The organism is Paracoccus yibinensis (genome assembly GCF_030846195.1).
Taxonomy (GTDB): domain Bacteria; phylum Pseudomonadota; class Alphaproteobacteria; order Rhodobacterales; family Rhodobacteraceae; genus Paracoccus; species Paracoccus yibinensis.
Map to the genome: position 1 here is coordinate 185,282 of NZ_JAVCWH010000002.1, position 20,700 is coordinate 205,981.

Consider the following 20,700-nt stretch of genomic DNA (forward strand, 5'->3'; position numbering starts at 1 on the left):
GATGACCATGCAGAACCCCCGGCGCTACATCCGCACCACCTGCCCATATTGCGGCGTCGGATGCGGGATCCTTGCCACGCCCGACGGCGCGGGCGGGCTGGCGGTCGCGGGCGATCCCGATCACCCCGCGAACCTGGGCCGGCTTTGCGTCAAGGGTTCGGCCCTGGGCGAAACAGTCGGCCTTATGGGGCGCCTGCTTGCACCGCAAATCCATGGCCGCGACGCAGGCTGGGATCAGGCGCTTGACCTTGTGGCGCGGCGGTTTTCCGACTGCATCGCCAGCCATGGCCCGGATTCCGTGGCCTTCTATGTCTCGGGCCAGTTGCTGACCGAGGACTACTATGTCGCCAACAAGCTGATGAAGGGCTTCATCGGCAGCGCCAATATCGACACCAACTCGCGGCTGTGCATGGCCTCGTCGGTGGCAGGACACCGGCGCGCCTTCGGATCGGACACCGTGCCCGGCCTTTACGAGGATCTGGAACAGGCCGATTGCGTGGTCCTGGTCGGATCGAACCTCGCCTGGTGTCATCCCGTGCTGTTCCAGCGCCTGGCCGCCGCGCGGGAGGCGCGGGGAACGAAGGTCGTCGTCATAGACCCCCGCCGCACCGCCACCTGCGACATCGCCGACCTGCATCTGCCCCTGGCGCCGGGATCTGACGCGGCGCTGTTCAACCTGCTGCTGGCCGAGACCCATCGGCGCGGGCTGGTCACCCAAGAACCGGATGGTCTGGCGGATGCCCTGGCCGCGGCCCGCGACACCCTGCCCGCCGCCACCGCCCTGGCCCACAGCGCCATCCGGCAGTTCATGGATCTGTGGTGCGGCAACGAACGGGTCGTCACCGTCTGGTCCCAGGGCATCAACCAGTCGGACAGCGGCACCGACAAGGTCAATGCGATCCTGAACTGCCATCTGGCGACCGGTCGGATCGGGCGGCCCGGCATGGGTCCGTTCAGCGTCACCGGCCAGCCGAACGCCATGGGCGGCCGAGAGGTGGGGGGCCTCGCCAATATGCTGGCCTGCCACCTGGACATCGAGAACCCCGCGCATCGCGATGCCGTGGAGGACTTCTGGCACGCGCCCCGGATGGCCGCCAAGCCCGGCCTCAAGGCCGTGGACATGTTCCGCGCGGTCGAGGATGGCCGGATCAAGGCGCTGTGGATCATATGCACCAATCCCGCCGTCACCATGCCCGATGCCGATCGCGTGGCTCGGGCCATCGCCGGATGCGATTTCGTGGTGGTGTCGGACATCATGGCGAGAACCGACACGACCCGGTTGGCGCATGTGGCCTTGCCCGCGACGGGATGGGGCGAGAAGGACGGCACCGTCACGAACTCCGAACGCCGCATCAGTCGGCAGCGGCGTTGTCTGCCCCCGGCAGGCCAGGCCCGCGACGACTGGCGCATCATTGCGGATGTGGCGGCACGAATGGGATGGGGCGACGCCTTCGCCTGGGACAGCCCGGCACAGGTCTTTGCCGAACACGCGGCGCTGTCGGGCATCGCGGGCAAGCTAGGCAGCGATTTCGACATCTCGGCCCATGCGGGGATCACGCGCGCGGAATACGACAGGCTGCAGCCCTTTCTGTGGCCGCAATCCGCCAGCCGCCAGGGCGGGCGCTTCTTCGGCGACGGGCGATTCCACACCCCGTCCGGCAGGGCGCGGATGGTGCCAGTGACGCCGCGCCTTCCGCAGTCCCTGGACAATGCTTATCCATTCCGCCTGAATACCGGACGGGTGCGCGATCATTGGCACACGATGACCCGCACCGGCCTGTCGCCCCGCCTGTCGCGCCATCTGGCAGAGCCTTTCCTGGAACTGCACCCGACGGATGCCGCCCGCCTTGGCCTGTCCCCCGCCACGCTGGCCGAGGTCGAAAGCCCCCAGGGCCGCGCCATCCTCCGGGTGCTGGTCACGGACCGCGTGGCGCCGGGCCATCCCTTCGCGCCGATCCACTGGACGGGCGAAACCGCGCCCAGCGGACGGGTGGACAGGCTGGTTCCGGGGCTGACCGACCCCGTATCGGGCCAGCCCGCGCTTAAATCGGCGCCGGTCGCGATCCGGCCTTTTGCGGCGGCGTGGTATGGCTTCGCTGTCTCGACGGGGACGATCACGCCCGATTGCGAATACTGGGCACGCGCGCCGCTGGCGAACGGCGTTCAGGCCGAAATGGCGGGACGCACAGCCCCTGAGGACTGGGCAACCGCCGCCCCAGGAATGCTGGGCGTGTCGGGGGATCCGATGATCCTGCGCGATCCGCACAAGGGCATCCTGCGCATGGCCTTCGTCGAAAGGGGTCGGCTTCAGGCGGCGTTGTTCGTGGCGCCCGAACCGGTTGCCTTGTCGCGAGGCCATGTCGCCGCATCCCTGGGACAGGACGGCGCGGATACCATCCTGGCCGGGCAAGCGGGCGCCGGCCGGCCCGACGAAGGCGCGGTGGTCTGCGCCTGCTTCGGGGTCGGGGTGAACACCATCCTGCGCGGCATCGCGACGCAAAGGCTGATGACGGTCGACTCCATCGGCAAGGCGCTTGGCGCGGGTACGAATTGTGGATCCTGCCGCCCGGAACTGCGGGGCCTTCTGGCAAGGGCGCAGATGAAGACGGCCGCCCGGTAAGGGCGGCCGCACGGCATCAGCCCGCCATGGCGTCCGGTGCCCGGACGGCGGCTTCGCGGCGGTTGCGCAGTTCCTCGGCCACCAGGAAGGCCAGTTCCAGAGACTGGCTGGCGTTCAGGCGCGGGTCGCAGGCGGTGTGGTAACGATCCGACAGATCCTCATCGGTGACGGCGCGGACGCCGCCGGTGCATTCGGTCACGTCCTTGCCGGTCATCTCGAAATGCACGCCGCCGGGGATCGTGCCCTCGGCCTTGTGGATGGCGAAGAACTCGCGCACCTCGCGCAGGATCGAATCGAAGGCCCGCGTCTTGTAGCCGGTCGAGGACTTGATGACGTTGCCGTGCATCGGGTCGCAGGACCAGACGACATTCGCGCCCTCGGCCCGGACACACTGGATCAGGCGCGGCAGGTGATCGCCCACCTTGCCCGCGCCGAAGCGCGCGATCAGGGTCAGCCGTCCCGGTTCGTTGTCCGGGTTAAGCCTGGCCATCAGCACCTTCAGGTCATCCGCCGTGGTGGTCGGGCCGCATTTCAGCCCGATGGGGTTCTGCACGCCCCGGCAGAATTCGACATGCGCGCCATCGACCTGGCGGGTGCGATCGCCGATCCAGATCATGTGGCCCGACCCCGCCACCGGCAGGCCGGTGGTCGAATCGACGCGGGCCAGGGCTTCCTCGTATTCCAGCAGCAGGGCTTCGTGGCTGGTATAGAAATCGACCTTGGACAACTGGTGCGCCGTGTCCGAGTTCACGCCCGCCGCCTGCATGAAGGCCATGGCGTCGCTGATGCGGCCCGCAATGTCGCGGTATTTCGCGGCCTCTGGCCCGCCCACGAAATCGGCGATCCAGCTTTGCACGCGGTGCATGTCCGCGAACCCGCCGGTCGAGAAGGCCCGGAGCAGATTCAGCGAAGCGGCTGCCTGGGTATAGGCCGCCAGCATCCGCTGCGGATCGGGAATCCGCGCCTCGGGCGTGAAGTCGAAGCCGTTGATGATGTCGCCGCGATAGCTGGGAAGCTCGACCCCGTTCATCACCTCGGTCGGTGCGCTGCGGGGCTTGGCGAACTGGCCCGCCATGCGGCCGACCTTGATGACCGGAAGCTGCGCGCCCCAGGTCAGGACCACGGCCATCTGCAACAGCACCTTGAACGTGTCGCGGATGTTGTCTGCGCTGAATTCCGCAAAGCTTTCCGCGCAATCCCCGCCTTGCAGCAGGAAGGCGCGACCCTCGGCCGCCTGGGCAAGCTGGGCCTTGAGGCGGCGCGCCTCTCCGGCAAAGACCAGGGGCGGATAACGACGCAACTGCGCCTCGACCGCCTGCAAGGCGGCCGCGTCGGTATAATCCGGCATCTGCACGCGTGGATAGGCGCGCCAACCGGCCTTGTCCCAGGATTGGGTGGCAACGGTCTTGCGGTTCTCCTGCGTCATGGCACGGACTCCTTGGAAAAATGATCGTGCAGGTATAGACGGGAATGATGCCGGGGGGAAGAAGGCGGATCCCCTTGCGGCAGTCGCAAATCCCTGATGATGTGTCGTGATCACGCGCGAAGACTGCCCCATGCCCTCCGAAAAACCCCGACGCTTCACGTTCCTGTTGCTGGACAGGTTCACCATGTTGCCGTTCACGGCGGCCATCGAGCCACTGCGGCTGGCCAACCGTGTGTCCGGGCGCGAATTGTACTCCTGGCGCCTGATCGGTCAGGGCCGAGACTGGGCCACATGCTCGAACGGCTCGAGGGTGGCTCTGGACGGAGGCCTTGATGCCGAGATCGGTCCCGAACGCGATGACGTGGTAATCGTCTGCGGCGGCACCGACATCGCACGCGAGGCGACGAAGCCCGTGCTGACCTGGCTGCGCAAGCAGGCGCGCGGCGGCGCCAGCATGGGCGCGGTCTGCACCGGCGCCTGGATCCTGGCCGAGGCGGGGCTGCTGGACGGGCGCAGGGCCACGATCCATTGGGAAAACCACGATGGTTTCGCCGAGGCATTCCCGCAGGTCGATCTGTATCGGTCGGTCTTCGTCAATGATGGGAACCGGTTGACGGCGGCGGGGGGCACGTCCTCCATCGACATGATGCTGCACCTGATCGCCGAGGCGCAGGGCGACGCGGTCGCGACCGAAGTCGCCGACCAGATGCTGCACACCACGATCCGCACGAACCAGGACCGGCAGCGCCTGTCGATCCCCACGCGGATCGGCGTCCGCCACCCCCGCCTGGCCGCGGTGATCGCACGGATGGAAGGCAACCTGGAAGACCCGATCAGCCCGGCCCGGCTGGCTGCGGATGCCGGCATGTCCACGCGGCAGTTGGAACGCCTGTTCCGCCGCTATCTGAACCGCAGTCCGAAACGCTATTACATGGAAACCCGTCTGGCGCGCGCGCGCAACCTGCTGATGCAGACCGAAATGTCGATCATCGAGGTTGCCCTGGCATCCGGTTTTTCCAGCCCTTCGCATTTCTCGAAATGCTATCGCGCGCTTTACGGCAGCACGCCCTATCGCGAACGGGGCACCGGGGCTGCGCCTCAGGCATGAAAAAAACCCCGGCGCGGGCTGCCGCGCCGGGGTTTTCTTTCTTCAAGCCGGCCGCTTAGGCGGGCACGGTCGATTGATTCGGATCCAGCCCCACATGGGTGCCCAGGGCCTCCATGTCCGCCAGCAGCTTGACCGCGGCGGTGACGACATCCTCGCCCACAGAATCGCGCTTGCCTTCGACGGCCTGGTGACGACGACGAGCCTCGGCCATCATGTCGTTATAGACGGCCTGGGTCATTTCCTCGCGCGGGTGGCCGCGTTCGGCCAGCAGGCTGACCGAATCGGCACTGATCTCGACAAATCCGCCGGTGACGGCGAATTCGGTCTGCGATCCGTCGGCCCCCACGACCGTGACAAGGCCGGGCCGCAGCGTGACGATGGTGGGCACATGGCCGGGCATGGCGGTCAGATCGCCATCCGTGCCCGGCAGGCGCACCTCGCGTACGGGAACGGAGACAAGTCTCCGTTCCGGCGACACGAGGTCGAACTGCATGGTATCGGCCATCTCGCCCCCTTACGCGGCTTCTGCCGCCAGACGCTGGGCTTTCGCCTTCACGTCCTCGATGTCGCCGACCATGTAGAAGGCGGCTTCGGGCAGGTGGTCGTATTCACCCGCGACCACGGCCTTGAAGGACGCAATGGTCTTTTCCAGCGGCACCTGAACGCCGTCGGAACCGGTGAACACCTTCGCCACGTCGAAGGGCTGCGACAGGAAGCGCTGGATCTTCCGGGCGCGGGCCACGGTCAGTTTGTCCTCCTCGGACAGTTCGTCCATGCCCAGGATGGCGATGATGTCCTGCAGCGACTTGTACTTCTGCAGGATGCCCTGCACGTCGCGGGCGACCTGGTAATGCTCCTCTCCGACGACGGCCGGGTCAAGGATACGGCTGTTCGAATCCAGCGGGTCCACGGCCGGATAGATGCCCAGTTCCGAGATCGCGCGCGACAGCACGGTCGTGGCGTCGAGGTGGGCGAAGGTCGTGGCGGGCGCCGGGTCGGTCAGGTCGTCGGCCGGAACATAGACAGCCTGGATCGACGTGATCGAGCCGTTCTTGGTCGAGGTGATGCGTTCCTGCATCGCGCCCATGTCGGTGGCCAGCGTCGGCTGGTAACCCACGGCGGACGGGATGCGGCCCAGCAGCGCCGACACTTCGGAACCGGCCTGCGTGAAGCGGAAGATGTTGTCCACGAAGAACAGAACGTCGGTGCCGGTGGCGTCACGGAACTGCTCGGCCACGGTCAGGCCGGTCAGCGCGACGCGCATCCGCGCCCCGGGAGGCTCGTTCATCTGGCCGTAAACCAGGGCCACTTGGCTTTCCGCCAGGTTGTCCGGCTTGATGACGCCCGATTCCACCATCTCGTGGTAAAGGTCGTTGCCTTCACGGGTGCGTTCACCCACGCCCGCGAACACGGAATAGCCCGAGTGCACCTTGGCGATGTTGTTGATCAGTTCCATGATCAGAACGGTCTTGCCCACGCCGGCGCCGCCGAACAGGCCGATTTTGCCGCCCTTGGAATAGGGGGCCAGCAGGTCGATGACCTTGATGCCCGTCACCAGGATTTCCGACGAGGTCGCCTGCTGGGCGAATTCCGGGGCCGGCTGGTGGATCGCGCGGCGTTCGCTGACGTTCAGCGGCTCGCCTTCGTCCACGGGCTCGCCCACGACGTTCAGGATGCGGCCCAGCGTCACGTCGCCGACCGGCACGGTGATCGGGCCGCCGGTGTCGCTCACGCGCTCGCCGCGGACCAGACCTTCGGTCGAGTCCATGGCGATGGTGCGGACGGTGTTCTCGCCAAGATGCTGGGCCACTTCCAGGACCAGCTTCTTGCCGTTGTTGGTGGTTTCAAGCGCGTTCAGAATCGCCGGCAGGTGATTGTCGAACTGCACGTCAACGACGGCGCCGATCACCTGCGTGATTTTACCAGTGGCCTCTGCCATGTGATTACCCCTACGTGTCAGAGCGCCTCGGCGCCCGAGATGATTTCGATGAGTTCCTTGGTGATCGCGGCCTGACGCGAGCGGTTGTACTCGGTCGTCAGACGGTCGATCATCTCGCCCGCGTTGCGCGTGGCGTTGTCCATGGCCGTCATCCGCGCGCCCTGTTCGGACGCAGCGTTTTCCAGAAGCGCCGCAAAGATCTGCGTCGCGACCGAACGCGGCAGCAGGTCGGCCAGAATGGCTTCCTCGCCGGGTTCGTAATCGTAAAGCGCCGAGGCTCCGCCAGCCGCCTCGCCTTCCGGCATTTCGGCGGGAATGATCTGGCGCGCGGTCGGAACCTGGCTGATCACCGATTCGAAGCGGTTGTAGAAGATCGTGGCGACATCGAAGTCGCCGGCCTCGAAGCGGTCCAGCACGTCGTCCGCGATGGCGCGGGCGTTGTCATAGCCGACGCGCTTGACCTCGGACATGTCGACATGGTTCACGAACAGGCTGCCGTATTCACGCTTCAGCTGTTCGCGGCCCTTCTTGCCGACGGTCATGATCGCGACTTCCTTGCCCTCGCCGCGCAGGCGGTCGGCGTGCTGCCGCGCCAGCTTGACGATGGTGCTGTTGAAGCCGCCGGCCAGACCGCGTTCCGAGGTCATCACGACCAGCAGATGCTTGCGGTCCGCACCCGTCCCGGCCAGCAGGCGCGGCGCGGAGGCCGAACCGGCCGCATTCGCGGTCAATCCGGCCATCACCGCCGCCATGCGGTCGGCATAGGGGCGCGCGGCTTCCGCCGCGTCCTGCGCGCGGCGCAGCTTCGCGGCGGCGACCATCTGCATCGCCTTCGTGATCTTCCGCGTGTTCTTGACGCTTCCGATCCGGTTCTTGAGATCCTTGAGACTGGGCATCTATTCCCCCTCTCAGGCGCGGGTCTTGTTGTATGCGTCCAGAGCAGCCTTGATCGCGTCTTCCAGATCGCCCGAAACCTTGCGGTCGTTGCGGGTCATGTCGTCCAGCAGGTCGGCCTTCTGGTTGCGCAGGAACTGGATCAGCCCGTCTTCCCAAGCCACGACATCGCGCACCGGCACGTTGTCGATATAGCCCTTGGTGCCGGCATAGATCACGATCACGATCTCGGCGTTGGTCAGCGGACGATATTGCGGCTGCTTCATCAGTTCGGTCAGGCGCGAGCCGCGGTTCAGCAGGCGCTGGGTCGCGGCGTCGAGGTCCGAGCCGAACTGGGCGAAGGCCGCCATCTCGCGGTACTGGGCCAGTTCCAGCTTGACCGGACCGGCGACCGACTTCATCGCCTTGGTCTGGGCGGCCGAACCCACGCGGGACACGGACAGACCGGTGTTCACGGCCGGGCGGATGCCCTGGAAGAACAGTTCGGTTTCCAGGAAGATCTGGCCGTCGGTGATCGAGATCACGTTGGTCGGGATATAGGCCGACACGTCGCCCGCCTGCGTCTCGATGATCGGCAGCGCGGTCAGCGAGCCTGCTCCATTGGCCTCGTTCAGCTTGGCCGAACGCTCCAGCAGGCGCGAGTGCAGATAGAACACGTCGCCCGGATAGGCTTCGCGACCGGGCGGACGACGCAGCAGCAGCGACATCTGGCGGTAAGCCACGGCCTGCTTGGACAGGTCGTCATAGATGATCAGCGCGTCCATGCCGTTGTCGCGGAAGTATTCGCCGATCGCGGTGCCCGAATAGGGCGCCAGGAACTGCATCGGCGCGGGGTCGGAGGCGGTCGCCGCCACGACGGTCGTATAGGCCATGGCGCCGGTTTCTTCCAGCTTCTTGACCAACTGGGCAACGGTCGAACGCTTCTGACCCACGGCGACATAGATGCAGTGGAGCGTCTTCATGCCCTCGGCCTCGCGGCCGTTGTAGTTCTGCTGGTTCAGGATCGTGTCCAGAACGATGGCGGTCTTGCCGGTCTGGCGGTCGCCGATGATCAGCTCGCGCTGGCCACGGCCGACCGGGATCATGGCGTCAACCGACTTCAGGCCGGTCGCCATCGGTTCGTGCACCGACTTGCGCGGCATGATGCCAGGCGCCTTGACGTCGGCGATGCGGCGTTCGGTGTATTCGATCGGACCCTTGCCGTCGATCGGATTGCCAAGCGCGTCAACGACACGACCCAGCAGGCCCTTGCCCACCGGCACGTCCACGATCGAACGGGTGCGCTTGACGGTGTCGCCTTCCTTGATGTCGCGGTCGTCGCCGAAGATCACGATACCGACGTTGTCGGTTTCGAGGTTCAGCACCATGCCCCGGACGCCGCCCGGGAATTCCACCATCTCACCGGCCTGCACCTTGTCGAGGCCGTAGACGCGGGCGATGCCGTCACCAACGGACAGCACCTGGCCCACTTCGGCCACTTCGGCTTCCTGACCGAAATTCCTGATCTGATCCTTGAGGATGGCCGAAATCTCGGCTGCCTGGATTCCCATTATCCGACCTCTTTCATAGCATTCTGGAGGGAAGCGAGCTTCGAGCGGATCGAACTGTCGATCATCTGCGAACCCAGCTTGACAATCATGCCGCCGATAAGAGCCTCATCGACGCGGGTGTTCAACTTGACCTTCTTGCCCGACTTCTGCGCCAGCGTGTCGCGCAGGCGGGCTTGCTGGTCATCGGTCAACGCAACGGCGCTTGTGACATCGGCCGTCACCTCGCCGCGTTCGGCGGCGATCAGCGCCTGCAACTGACGCACCAACTGCGGCAGCACGAACAGCCGGCGGTTCTTCGACATCAGTTGCAGCGTGTTGGCCAGGACCGGCGAAAAGCCCATCTTCTGCGCCAGGGCACCTATGGCACGGGCCTGGTCGTCGCGGGTATAGATGGGCGAACTGATCAGTGCGCGCAAGTCGGCGCTGTCATGCAGCGCGGCGCCCAGATCCTCGGTCTGCTGCGCCAGGGCGTCCAGGCCCCCGTCTTCCTTGACGATGTCGAAGACGGCCTGCGCATAGCGCCCGGCAATGCTCTGGGACATGGAAACAGAGTTGGCCACGGTCATCCTTTACGGTTTGCGCAAGCCCCACTGGCGGGCCGGTTTGCTGCCGGTCTGTCGCGGGGTGCGGGTCGCAGTCGCACGGCTTATGGAGGGCCGTTCGGAAATCTGCGGCGTCTCTAGCAGGTGATTGCGGGCCGGGCAACCGGATAGCGCATGGAAATAAGAGGCTTGCGGCCTAACAATCCGCAGCCCGCGGATCGGTGCGCAAAACACCCTGTCTGGCATCGTGGCAGGATCGGAGAAGGCCTTGAATCGGTGTCGCCGGGGGGTGCCGTTCCTGCAAACCGGCCGGAAAAAGCCCGGCGTGCGTGACCAGCGGACACGGGGCACACACGCCGGGCGCAACCGGGCACGGTACAGAGGACGGCTTGACCGCCCTGCCGATATCGGGACCGACGAGGCGGACGGACGCAAAAGCAGGCTACCAGTTACGACTTTAGGCTATATGCGAAACCGGCTCCGGCCGTCAGTTCACCTTATGGACAGGTTCCCCTGCGATTCGACCCGCGGCGGGTCATTGGTCGTGTAGATGCTGCACGTTTCGGCCCAGCGGCGCGCGTGCCGGGCGGGGGGCGACGACCCCGTCCAGAATCTCCAGCGGGCTGGGCACATGGACGCGCAGATCCGGGCCAATAGGGCCGCGGACCTGCTTTGACAATTCGGTCAGCACGACGCCCGCAATCAGAACGCGGCTGATCCGCGTCCCCGTCCGTTCCCACATCTGGGCGCTGCCCAGCCAGAAGCGCCGGTCCGAAGGCGGTATATAGACCGCCGATCCGTGCCATTCCGGGACGAAGCCCGCGCGCCGGGCCTGGGTCTCGATCTGTCCGGTCGTATAGCTGCGTCCCAGGCCGAAGGGCGTGCGGTCGGACGCCGCCCACAAGCCCGCGCGGTTCGGCACCATCGCCATGACCCGTCCGCCAGGGCCAAGCACCCGCCATGCCTCGGCCAGAAGGGCTGCGGGATCGTCGCTGGTTTCCAGCCCGTGCAGGATCACCAGCCGGTCCACGCTGCCGGTTTCCAGCGGCCAGGCCGTCTCGTCGCACAACACGCTGTGGTTCGGCATCCCTGCGGGCCAGGCCATGACGCCCTGCGGACCCGGCATCAGCGCCGTGACCCGCCGCGCCGTTGCAAGATAGGGACGCAGCATCGGTGCGGCAAAGCCGAATCCTGCCATCGTCATGCCCGTGCAACCGCCCGGCGGCCAGCGAGAAACAAGCCGGTCGCGCAGGATGCGCTGCACCACGCGCCCCAGCGACCGCTGGTAATAGAACTGGCGAAGGTCGGCGATATCGTGGTGCATTGCGCCCCGGCCCGGCTTTTGACAGGCTTGACCACACCACAGGAAAGGGACTTTGCCAATGCCGCTGGAACTGGTCACGCTGCGCTGCCTGAAGGACAACTATGCCTATCTGCTGCATGGCGACGAAGGCACTGTTCTGGTCGACGCCCCCGAGGCCGCGCCGATCCTGCGCGAACTGGCCGCGCGCGACTGGTCCCTGTCGGCCATCCTGCTGACCCATCACCATGCCGACCACGTCGATGGCGTGGCCGAAATCCAGCGCGAGACCGGAGCCATGGTCATCGGCGCGGCAGCCGATGCCCACCGCCTTCCGCCGCTGGACCTGCGCATCACGCCGGGCGAACCGCTGGAGGCATTGGGCGAACCCGTCGGAATCATCGACGTGCCGGGCCATACCGTCGGCCATGTCGCCTTCCACTTCCCCCAGTCCGGCTATGCCTTCACGGCAGACAGTCTGATGGCACTTGGCTGCGGCCGCCTGTTCGAGGGATCTGCCGCAATGATGTGGAACAGCCTGTCGCGGCTGAACGCCCTGCCTGCGGAGACGCTGATCTGTTCGGGGCATGATTATTGCGCGGGCAACGGTGCCTTCGCCCTGTCGGTCGATCCGGCAAACCAGGCACTGCGCAACCGACTGGAGGCCGTCCAGAGTGCCCGGAAGTCCTGCGCGCCTGCCCCCCTGTCGCTTGAACGCGAGACAAATCCCTTCCTGCGGGTGGCGGCCCTGCGCGAGGGCCTGGGGATGGAGGACGCCTCGGACGCAGAGGTTTTTGCGAGGCTCCGCGCAATGAAGGACACATTCTGACAGGCAAGTGAAAAAGCCCGCACGGCGGGCAGCGCTTGAAATCCGCACGATGGCGCATCACATTTGCCTCAACCGTGGGAAAACCGTGGCATCGGTCAAAAATACCACTTGATGCCGGCCGAATTCCACCAAATCTTAACTGTATCGTGACAGTCTGGGCAGGTGGGCACCAAGATATGCCCATACCGCCAGTCGACTGACAGGAGACGACCGTGCCAAGCTTCTCGACCTCATTGGAACAGGCCATTCACCAGGCCCTTGCCCTGGCGAACGAACATCGACACGAGCTTGCCACGCTCGAACACCTGCTGCTGGCCCTGACCGAGGAACCAGACGCGGTCAAGGTAATGCGGGCCTGCAATGTCGACCTGGACGAACTTCGCAAGCTGCTGATCGACTTCATCGAAGACGATCTTTCGACTTTGATTACCGATGTCGAAGGATCCGAGGCCGTGCCGACCGCCGCCTTCCAGCGGGTGATCCAGCGTGCGGCCATTCATGTCCAAAGCTCGGGCCGGCAAGAGGTGACGGGCGCCAACGTGCTGGTCGCGATCTTTGCCGAACGCGAATCCAATGCGGCCTTCTTCCTGCAGGAAATGGATATGACCCGCTACGACGCGGTCAACTTCATCGCGCATGGCGTGGCGAAGAACCCGTCCTTCAACGAGAACCGCAAGGTCGTGGGGTCTGACGAACCCGAACAGAAGCAGGCCGAGGCCGCGCCCGAATCCAAGGACGAAACCGCGCTTGGCAAATACTGCGTTGATCTGAACGCCAAGTCTAAAAAGGGCGACGTCGACCCGCTGATCGGCCGCGAGGCCGAGGTGGAGCGCGCGATCCAGGTACTCTGCCGCCGCCGTAAGAACAACCCGCTGCTGGTGGGCGACCCCGGCGTGGGCAAGACCGCCATCGCCGAAGGTCTGGCGCTGAAGATCACGCGCGGCGAGACCCCGGACGTGCTGGCGGGCGCCACGATCTTCTCGCTCGACATGGGCGCGTTGCTGGCGGGCACCCGCTATCGCGGCGACTTCGAGGAACGCCTGAAGGCTGTCGTGAAAGAGCTTGAGAACCACCCCGACGCGATCCTGTTCATCGACGAGATTCATACGGTGATCGGCGCGGGCGCGACCTCGGGCGGGGCGATGGATGCGTCGAACCTGCTGAAACCCGCGCTCTCGGGCGGCAAGCTGCGCTGCATGGGGTCCACCACTTACAAGGAGTTCCGGCAGCACTTCGAGAAGGACCGCGCGCTGTCCCGCCGGTTCCAGAAGATCGACGTGAACGAGCCTTCGGTGGCCGATACCATCAAGATCCTGATGGGCCTGAAGCCGTCTTTCGAAAAGCACCACGACCTGCGCTATACCAATGACGCGATCAAGTCGGCGGTGGAACTGGCCAGCCGCTATATCAACGACCGCAAGCTGCCCGACAGCGCCATCGACGTGATCGATGAAGCGGGGGCGGCCCAGCACCTGGTCAGCGAAAGCAAGCGCCGCAAGACCATCAGCCCCAAGGAGATCGAGGCCGTGGTGGCCAAGATCGCCCGCATCCCGCCGAAGAACGTCAGCAAGGACGATGCCGAGGTCCTGCGCGACTTGGAAGCGACCCTGAAGCGCGTGGTTTTCGGCCAGGACGCGGCGATCACCGCCCTGTCCTCGGCCATCAAGCTGGCGCGGGCGGGCCTGCGCGAGCCCGAAAAGCCCATCGGCAACTATCTGTTCGCCGGGCCCACGGGCGTCGGCAAGACCGAGGTCGCCAAGCAACTGGCCAGCACCCTGGGCGTCGAACTGCTGCGCTTCGACATGTCGGAATACATGGAGAAGCACGCGGTTTCCCGCCTTATCGGCGCGCCTCCGGGCTATGTGGGCTTTGACCAAGGCGGCATGCTGACCGACGGCGTGGACCAGCACCCGCATTGCGTCCTGCTGCTAGACGAGATCGAGAAGGCCCACCCGGATGTCTACAACATCCTTTTGCAGGTGATGGACCACGGCAAGCTGACCGATCACAACGGCCGGCAGGTGGATTTCCGCAACGTGATCCTGATCATGACCTCGAACGCGGGTGCCTCGGACATGCAGAAGGCCGCGATCGGCTTTGGCCGCGACAAGCGCGAGGGTGAGGATACCGCCGCGATCGAGCGGACCTTCACGCCCGAGTTCCGCAACCGCCTGGACGCGGTCATCAGCTTTGCGGCGCTGTCGCGCGACGTGGTGGTCCATGTGGTCGAGAAGTTCGTGCTGCAACTGGAAGCGCAGCTCATGGACCGCAATGTCCATATCGAACTGACCTCCGAAGCCGCCGACTGGCTGGCCGAGAAGGGTTACGACGACAAGATGGGCGCCCGTCCCCTGGGCCGCGTGATCCAGGAACATATCAAGAAGCCGCTGGCCGAGGAACTGCTGTTCGGCCGGCTCACCAAGGGCGGCGTGGTCCGCGTGAAGATTGAGGACGACAAGCCCGCCTTCGACATCACCGGTCCCGACGCTCCGCGGATCGGCAAGTCGAAGACACCGCTTCTGACGGCCGACTGAACGGTCAGACAAGAACGAAGCCCCGTCCGACCTGGTCGTGGCGGGGCTTTCCTTCTTGTGGCGGGCTGCAAGCCGAAGGCTTGGCGTTTCCGGCCCCTTCGATGGGGGCCGGAAACGCCGCCCCCCCCCCTCAAACCAGCAGCGCCCGGATCAGCCCGCGCAGGGCATTGCCCATGAAGACCTCACCGTCGCGCAGTTCATCGGGTGTCAGCACCGCCTCCTCGGCTTGGCCCGTCTGGATCAGCGACCGTCGCAAGACGCCCGGCAACAGGCCGCAGGACAGCGGCGGCGTCAGCAGCCGGCCTCCACGCCGCAAAAAAAGGCTGGTGATCGTGCCCTCGCAGACCTCGCCGCGTTCGTTCAGCAGGATCGCCTCGTCCACCGCTGCGGGAAGGCCTGCGCGCACGTGGTCATAAACCGGTCTGTGAGAGGACTTGATCCGCAGCCAGGCATCCTTGCTGTTCAGATGCTGGTCCGAGATAGCGACCTGCCAGATCTCGGGGTTCGGCGGCAACGGCTGATGAGTCAGCGCAACATGGCCATTCGCATCGACCGCCAGCCGCGCCCGCAGCACTTGGCCGCGCGGCAGCCCGGCCAAGGCCACCAGCACCTGCGTTTCGTCAAGGTCAAAGCCCACTGCGGCACGACCCGCGCGCAGCCGGTCCAGATGCAGCGGCCACAGCGCGATGCGCCCGTCGGGTTCGACGCGCATGGTCTCGAAGACGGTCAGGCCTTCGGGGACAGGTCCAGGAATGCGGCCTTGCATAACGCTTCCTCCCATTCGGAACCGGCGCGGCTGTCATGGGTGATGCCGCCGCCGACATTCAGCAGCAAGCGGTCCGGCGCCTCCAGCACCGGCGAGCGGATCGCCACGGAAAAGCGCATAGGCCCCGCCGGATCCATCCAGCCGATCGCCCCGCAATAGACGCCGCGCGGCGCCCCTTCTAGTTCGGCGATGATCTCCATCGCGCGGATCTTTGGTGCCCCGGTGATCGAGCCGCAGGGAAAGATCGCCCGCAGGATGTCCGCAAAGGCGGCACCGGGCGCAAGCTGCCCTGTCACGGTCGAGATCATCTGGTGAACCGTCGCATAAGTTTCGACGTGAAACAGTTTCGGCACGCGGACGCTGCCCGGCAGGCAGATGCGCGACAAGTCGTTGCGCAGCAGGTCCACGATCATCAGGTTCTCGGCCCGGTTCTTTTCCGAGGCCGCAAGGTCGCGGGTGTTGCGTTCGTCCTCGGCGGCGTCGGCTGACCGTGCGGCGGTTCCTTTCATGGGCCGGGTCTCGATCATGCCGTCGGCATCGACGGCGAAGAACAGTTCCGGGCTTCGCGACAGGACGACCGGCCCGCCCAGATCGACAAAGGCGCCCTCGCCCACCGGCTGCCGCGCGGCAAGGGCCGCGTAGATCGCCAGCGGATCCCCCGCGACCTCGGCCAGCATCGGAAAGGTCAGGTTGATCTGGTAGCAGTCGCCCGCCGCGATATAGGCACGCACCGCGTCGATGGCCGCGTCATAGCGCGCCCGCGACCACAGCGGCCGGGCCGGTCCTATCCGCACGCCGGCCGGTTCGGGCAAGGCGGGCGCGGGGAGCGGGCGGTCGAAGACGCCCATCAGGATCAGCGGGCAGCCTCGTTCGGCCGGCATCAGGGCGCCAAGCTTGGGCGTCAGCGCATGACCCAGTTCGTAGGACAGGTAGCCCGCGACCCACAGGCCCTGCGCCCGCGCGGCCTTGATCGCCAGCAGCGCCGGCCCGATCCCCGAGGGACTGTCCGCGCGGATCACCATGCGCGGGGCCGCAAACAGCGTCCCGCCCGGCAGCGGGCCCCGGTCGAACCGGACCTGTCCCGTCACCTTGCGGCCTTGGCCTTGGCGGCCAGATCGCGGGCGACGGCGAAGGCGCCCTTGATGCGGTCGGCGTCGGATTTCCAGTCGTCCGAGACGAAGATCTTGTTTCCGGTGATCTTTGCCCGGGCGCGATTGTCGGTCAGGAACTCGACGAGGCCTGCGGGGTTCGGGAACTTGTCCATGTGGAACTGCACCGTCGCCCCCTTCGGCCCGGCGTCAAGCCGCGCGATATTGGCGCGCTTGGCCATGGCCTTGATGCGGATCACCAGCAGCAGGGTGTTCACCTCGCGCGGCAGGGGGCCGAAGCGGTCGATCAGTTCGGCGGCAAAGCCCTCAAGCTCGACCTTGGTGGTTAGGCCGGACAAGCGGCGGTAAAGCCCCAACCGCACGTCCAGGTCGGGGATGTAGCTTTCCGGGATCGTCACCGGAACGCCCAGGTTCAGTTGCGGCGCCCATTCGTCCTCGGGCGTGCCCTCGATCTCGCCCGATTTCAGCTTGGCGATGGTTTCCTCCAGCATCTGCTGGTAAAGCTCGAACCCAACCTCCTTGATATGGCCCGATTGTTCCTCGCCCAGCAGGTTGCCCGCGCCGCGGAGGTCGAGATCCTGCGAGGCAAGGTTGAAGCCCGCGCCAAGCCCGTCGATACTGCCCAGGAACTTCAGCCGCCGCATGGCCTGGGGGGTCAGCGGCTGGCGCGGCTTGGTGGTCAGATAACAATAAGCCCGGGTCTTGGACCGACCCACGCGGCCCCGGATCTGGTAAAGCTGCGCCAGGCCGAACATGTCGGCGCGCCAGACGATCATGGTATTGGCGGTCGGGATGTCCAGGCCGCTTTCCACAATGGTCGTGGCCAGCAGCACATCGTGGCTGCCGTCGTAGAAGGCGTTCATGCGTTGGTCCAGATCGCCCGCCGCAAGCTGGCCGTGGGCGACGAGGTAGTTCAGTTCCGGCATGTTCTCCTTCAGCCAGTGTTCGACATCGGGCAGATCCGACAAACGAGGCACGACGAAGAAGCTCTGCCCGCCACGGTATTTCTCGCGCAGCAGGGCTTCGCGAACGGTCACGCTGTCGAATTCGCTGACATAGGTGCGGATCGACAGGCGGTCCACGGGGGGCGTGCCGATCACCGACAGGTCGCGCACGCCGGTCAGCGACAGTTGCAGTGTGCGCGGGATGGGCGTCGCGGTCAGCGTCAGGACGTGGATGTCGCTGCGCAGTTCCTTCAGCCGTTCCTTGTGAGCGACGCCGAAATGCTGCTCCTCGTCGATGATGAGCAGGCCCAGGTTCTTGAAGCGGACCCCTTTCGCCAGCACCGCATGGGTGCCCACGACGATATCGACGCTGCCGTCGGCCAGTCCCTCGCGCGTCTTGGCCGCGTCCTTGGCGGACACGAAGCGCGACAAGGGGCGCACGCAGATCGCGGTGCCGCGGAAGCGTTCGGCGAAGGTCTTGAAGTGCTGGCGCGCCAGCAGCGTCGTGGGCGCCACGACCGCCACCTGCATCCCCTGGCTGGCGGCGATGAAGGCCGCGCGCATCGCGACCTCGGTCTTGCCGAAGCCCACGTCGCCCACGATCAACCGGTCCATGGGGCGGCCTGCGGCCAGATCCTCGGCCACGTCCTCGATGGCGGAAAGCTGGTCCTCGGTCTCAGAGTAGGGGAAGCGGGCCGCGAAGGCCTGCCAGTCGTGGTCCTCGGGCTGCAGCACGGGGGCTGCGCGCAGCAGGCGTTCGGCGGCGACGCGCATCAGCTTGTCGGCGATCAGCTTGATGCGTTCCTTGAGCCGCGCCTTGCGCGCCTGCCAGGCGCCGCCGCCAAGCCGGTCCAGCAGGCCTTCCTCGTGGCCATAGCGGGACAGCAGCTCGATGTTCTCGACCGGCAGATACAGCCGGTCGCCGCCCGCATATTCAAGCGCCACGCAGTCATGGGGCACGCCCATGGCCTTGATCGTCTCAAGCCCCGTGTAACGCCCGATGCCGTGTTCGACATGGACCACCAGATCGCCCGCCGTCAGGCTGGTCGTGTCCTTGAGGAAGTTGTCGGCCTTGCGGCGTTTCTTCGCGCCCCGGATCAGCCGGTCGCCCAGCACGTCCTGTTCGGAAATCACCGCCAGCTTGCCAAGCGCCTGCCCGTCGGCGACAAAGCCTTCGTCCAGCGGCCAGACGGCAAGGCCGATTGTGCCAGGCTTGTCGGATAGATCGCGGATGTCGGCAATGGCCTTCGTGCCCGCCAAGCCTTCATCGGCCAGAAGTCCAGAAAGACGTTCCCGCGCCCCGTCCGAGAAGCTGGCGACGATCACCCGGTGATCCCTGGAAAGCGCCTTCACATGATCTGCCAGGGCCTTGAACAGGTTTATGCTTTCGGCCTGACGCTCGGGCGCGAAGTTCCGCCCCACCCGCCCGCCCGCGTCCAGCACGCCCGGCCCCGGCGGCTGCGGCAGCACCGACAAGCGCAGCACCCGGTGGGCGGCAAGCCAGGCGGACCATTCCGCCTCGGTCGGGAACATCGCATCCGGCGGCACGGGCTTGTAAACCGTGTCGCTGCGGCCCTTGGCGGCCATGGCGGCCTTTCGCGCCCCAAACTGTTCCTCGATCATGCCGCGCCGGGCGTCGATCACTTGGCCCAGATGATCGTCCAGCACGACCGATGCACCGGGCAGATAGTCGAACAGGCTTTCCATCCGGTCGTGGAACCAGGGCAGCCAATGCTCCATCCCTGCCGTCTTGCGGCCCGCGCTGACGCTTTCATACAGCGGGTCGTTCGTGCCGCCGCCATATTCCATGCGATAGTTCTGGCGGAAGCGGGTGATCGCGTCCTCGTCCAGGATCACCTCGGACATGGGCGCAAGCTCGATCCGCGACAGCTTCTCGGTGGTACGCTGCGTTTCGGCGTCAAAGCGGCGCGCGCCATCCAGCACGTCGCCGAACAGGTCCAGGCGCACAGGACCGGACTCACCGGGCGGGAAGATGTCGATGATGCCGCCGCGCACGGCATAGTCGCCGGGTTCGGTCACGGTGGGCGACTGCGTGAAGCCCATGCCGACCAGGAAATCGCGCAAGGCGCCTTCGTCAATGCGGTCACCCACACGGGCGACGAAGCTGGCGCCCGATACCAGGTCGCGCGCCGGCACCCGTTGCAGCACCGCGTTCAGCGTGGTCAGCAGCACGAACGGCCCCTTGACCGCCCCCTGCGCCAGACCGGCCAGCGTCGCCATCCGCGCGGCCTGGATGTCGGGCGAGGGCGAGACGCGGTCATAGGGCGTCGTGTCCCAGGCCGGAAAATCCAGCACCGCAAGGTCCGGCGCCAGAAAGCCCAGGGACGCGCGCATCGCAGCCATGCGCCGGTCGTCGCGGGCGATGTGGATCACGGGCGTGCCGCGCGCAGCCTCGCGCGCGATCAGCGCGGCGTCATAGCCTTCGGGCGCGCCGGAAAGGATCAGGTGTTCGGCCATGGACGTCAGGTAAAGCGCCGCGCGGCGGTGTCAAGTTCAGAAGCCATAAGGATGGATCACCGACCACAACGCCCCCCACAACGCTGTAACGGCCACCGCCGCCATCGACAGGGCCGTGACCAGCCGCCGGTGGATGACCATGCGCCGGACCGCCTCGGCCGCGGCTTCGGGGATGGGGCGGGCGCCCTGCTCGGCCGCCTCCAGCAGCGGCATCAGGCGGCGGGCCAGGGCCACGCGCATCCAGAACAGGATCGCGAAGGGCAGAAGCAGCAGAAAGGCCGCCAGTGCCAGTTCAAGCGCATAGCCGATGCCCAGGATCGCCAGGGAGGTCAGCGAAAATCCCGTCACCGCCAAGAAGGCCAGCCCTTCCTGCCGACCCAGCCGCCATCGCGGCAGGACCAGCGACAGCCAGTCCAGAAGATGCAGGACCACCGGGCAATCGCCCTTGCCTTCCTGCACGGCGCTGCGGGTGCGGCTGACGATTTCGACAGGGACGCCGATCACGCTGCGGCCGGTCAGCGACCAGGTGCCGATCACCACCAGCCAATACCAGACCGTGCCAAAGGACCGGCTGTCCAAAAAGCCGATCAGGCTGTCGAATTGCGGCACGCGGGCTTCCTTGTCCTTGGTCGCGCGCGACCTTAGAACGGCTGTCGCCGAA

Annotated in this window: 15 protein-coding genes; 4 read left to right on the forward strand and 11 right to left on the reverse strand. The window is 66.1% G+C overall.

Annotation, left to right across the window (positions count from 1 at the left end; genetic code table 11):
• The first annotated feature begins 1 nt into the window (after window position 1).
• Window positions 2–2,620 (forward strand): nitrate reductase, encoded by a 2,619-nt coding sequence (locus tag RAH32_RS04500; protein WP_306605532.1) that lies wholly within the window; start codon window positions 2–4, stop codon window positions 2,618–2,620.
• A 16-nt stretch (window positions 2,621–2,636) separates the two neighbouring features.
• Here the strand turns inward: RAH32_RS04500 and RAH32_RS04505 are convergent, their stop codons facing one another.
• A complete protein-coding gene (locus RAH32_RS04505) occupies window positions 2,637–4,046 on the reverse strand; it encodes a class II 3-deoxy-7-phosphoheptulonate synthase (protein ID WP_306605534.1) in 1,410 nt (469 codons plus the stop codon).
• Between the two features lie 130 nt (window positions 4,047–4,176).
• Here RAH32_RS04505 and RAH32_RS04510 point away from each other — a divergent pair, with 130 nt between their 5' ends.
• Window positions 4,177–5,154 carry a GlxA family transcriptional regulator gene (locus RAH32_RS04510; RefSeq protein ID WP_306605536.1) on the forward strand — a complete coding sequence of 326 codons (978 nt, stop codon included), beginning with the start codon at window positions 4,177–4,179 and terminating at the stop codon, window positions 5,152–5,154.
• Between the two features lie 55 nt (window positions 5,155–5,209).
• Here RAH32_RS04510 and RAH32_RS04515 read toward each other — a convergent pair whose 3' ends face one another.
• The 6 genes from RAH32_RS04515 to RAH32_RS04540 all read right to left on the reverse strand — a co-directional run bounded on the left by RAH32_RS04515 (window position 5,210) and on the right by RAH32_RS04540 (window position 11,403).
• On the reverse strand, window positions 5,210–5,659 hold the full coding sequence (locus tag RAH32_RS04515) for a F0F1 ATP synthase subunit epsilon (RefSeq protein ID WP_306605537.1): 450 nt from the start codon (window positions 5,657–5,659) through the stop codon (window positions 5,210–5,212).
• A 9-nt stretch (window positions 5,660–5,668) separates the two neighbouring features.
• Window positions 5,669–7,093: a F0F1 ATP synthase subunit beta gene (gene atpD, locus RAH32_RS04520; RefSeq protein WP_103174001.1), complete on the reverse strand. Its 1,425-nt coding sequence runs from the start codon at window positions 7,091–7,093 to the stop codon at window positions 5,669–5,671.
• A 17-nt stretch (window positions 7,094–7,110) separates the two neighbouring features.
• Window positions 7,111–7,989: a F0F1 ATP synthase subunit gamma gene (locus tag RAH32_RS04525; RefSeq protein ID WP_103174002.1), complete on the reverse strand. Its 879-nt coding sequence runs from the start codon at window positions 7,987–7,989 to the stop codon at window positions 7,111–7,113.
• A gap of 12 nt (window positions 7,990–8,001) precedes the next feature.
• Complete coding sequence (atpA, locus tag RAH32_RS04530; protein WP_167621822.1) at window positions 8,002–9,537, reverse strand: F0F1 ATP synthase subunit alpha; 1,536 nt, start codon at window positions 9,535–9,537, stop codon at window positions 8,002–8,004.
• Window positions 9,537–10,097 (reverse strand): F0F1 ATP synthase subunit delta, encoded by a 561-nt coding sequence (locus tag RAH32_RS04535; RefSeq protein ID WP_306605539.1) that lies wholly within the window; start codon window positions 10,095–10,097, stop codon window positions 9,537–9,539. Before RAH32_RS04535 ends, atpA begins: the two co-directional genes overlap by 1 nt.
• A 517-nt stretch (window positions 10,098–10,614) precedes the next feature.
• Entirely contained in the window at window positions 10,615–11,403 is a 789-nt protein-coding gene (locus tag RAH32_RS04540; RefSeq protein WP_306605540.1) for a methyltransferase domain-containing protein, read from the reverse strand.
• A gap of 58 nt (window positions 11,404–11,461) precedes the next feature.
• On the opposite strand from RAH32_RS04540, the gene gloB reads away from it, so the two are divergent.
• Together gloB and clpA are read left to right on the forward strand one after the other, a co-directional pair.
• Complete coding sequence (gene gloB / locus RAH32_RS04545; protein WP_306605542.1) at window positions 11,462–12,208, forward strand: hydroxyacylglutathione hydrolase; 747 nt, start codon at window positions 11,462–11,464, stop codon at window positions 12,206–12,208.
• A 212-nt stretch (window positions 12,209–12,420) separates the two neighbouring features.
• Window positions 12,421–14,742 carry an ATP-dependent Clp protease ATP-binding subunit ClpA gene (clpA, locus tag RAH32_RS04550; RefSeq protein ID WP_306605544.1) on the forward strand — a complete coding sequence of 774 codons (2,322 nt, stop codon included), beginning with the start codon at window positions 12,421–12,423 and terminating at the stop codon, window positions 14,740–14,742.
• Window positions 14,743–14,872: 130 nt separating this feature from the next.
• Here clpA and RAH32_RS04555 read toward each other — a convergent pair whose 3' ends face one another.
• The 4 genes from RAH32_RS04555 to RAH32_RS04570 are packed head-to-tail and all read right to left on the reverse strand — an operon-like array spanning window position 14,873 to window position 20,648.
• Window positions 14,873–15,508, reverse strand: coding sequence for an aminotransferase class IV family protein (locus RAH32_RS04555; RefSeq protein WP_306605546.1), 636 nt, complete (start codon window positions 15,506–15,508; stop codon window positions 14,873–14,875).
• Complete coding sequence (locus tag RAH32_RS04560; protein ID WP_306605548.1) at window positions 15,469–16,596, reverse strand: aminodeoxychorismate synthase component I; 1,128 nt, start codon at window positions 16,594–16,596, stop codon at window positions 15,469–15,471. Before RAH32_RS04560 ends, RAH32_RS04555 begins: the two co-directional genes overlap by 40 nt.
• Complete coding sequence (gene mfd / locus RAH32_RS04565) at window positions 16,593–20,039, reverse strand: transcription-repair coupling factor (RefSeq protein ID WP_306605550.1); 3,447 nt, start codon at window positions 20,037–20,039, stop codon at window positions 16,593–16,595. The genes RAH32_RS04560 and mfd overlap by 4 nt, the downstream gene beginning before the upstream one ends.
• A gap of 36 nt (window positions 20,040–20,075) precedes the next feature.
• The gene (locus RAH32_RS04570) at window positions 20,076–20,648 is read right to left on the reverse strand and encodes a hypothetical protein (protein ID WP_306605552.1); all 573 of its coding nucleotides are present in this window, start codon (window positions 20,646–20,648) and stop codon (window positions 20,076–20,078) included.
• Window positions 20,649–20,700: the final 52 nt, after the last annotated feature.

Coding starts and splice junctions, on each gene's coding strand:
- RAH32_RS04500 (WP_306605532.1), top strand. CDS start 2: ATGACCATGCAGAACCCCCGGCGCTACATCCGCACCACCTGCCCATAT.
- RAH32_RS04505 (WP_306605534.1), bottom strand. CDS start 4,046: ATGACGCAGGAGAACCGCAAGACCGTTGCCACCCAATCCTGGGACAAG.
- RAH32_RS04510 (WP_306605536.1), top strand. CDS start 4,177: ATGCCCTCCGAAAAACCCCGACGCTTCACGTTCCTGTTGCTGGACAGG.
- RAH32_RS04515 (WP_306605537.1), bottom strand. CDS start 5,659: ATGGCCGATACCATGCAGTTCGACCTCGTGTCGCCGGAACGGAGACTT.
- atpD (WP_103174001.1), bottom strand. CDS start 7,093: ATGGCAGAGGCCACTGGTAAAATCACGCAGGTGATCGGCGCCGTCGTT.
- RAH32_RS04525 (WP_103174002.1), bottom strand. CDS start 7,989: ATGCCCAGTCTCAAGGATCTCAAGAACCGGATCGGAAGCGTCAAGAAC.
- atpA (WP_167621822.1), bottom strand. CDS start 9,537: ATGGGAATCCAGGCAGCCGAGATTTCGGCCATCCTCAAGGATCAGATC.
- RAH32_RS04540 (WP_306605540.1), bottom strand. CDS start 11,403: ATGCACCACGATATCGCCGACCTTCGCCAGTTCTATTACCAGCGGTCG.
- gloB (WP_306605542.1), top strand. CDS start 11,462: ATGCCGCTGGAACTGGTCACGCTGCGCTGCCTGAAGGACAACTATGCC.
- RAH32_RS04555 (WP_306605546.1), bottom strand. CDS start 15,508: ATGCAAGGCCGCATTCCTGGACCTGTCCCCGAAGGCCTGACCGTCTTC.
- mfd (WP_306605550.1), bottom strand. CDS start 20,039: ATGGCCGAACACCTGATCCTTTCCGGCGCGCCCGAAGGCTATGACGCC.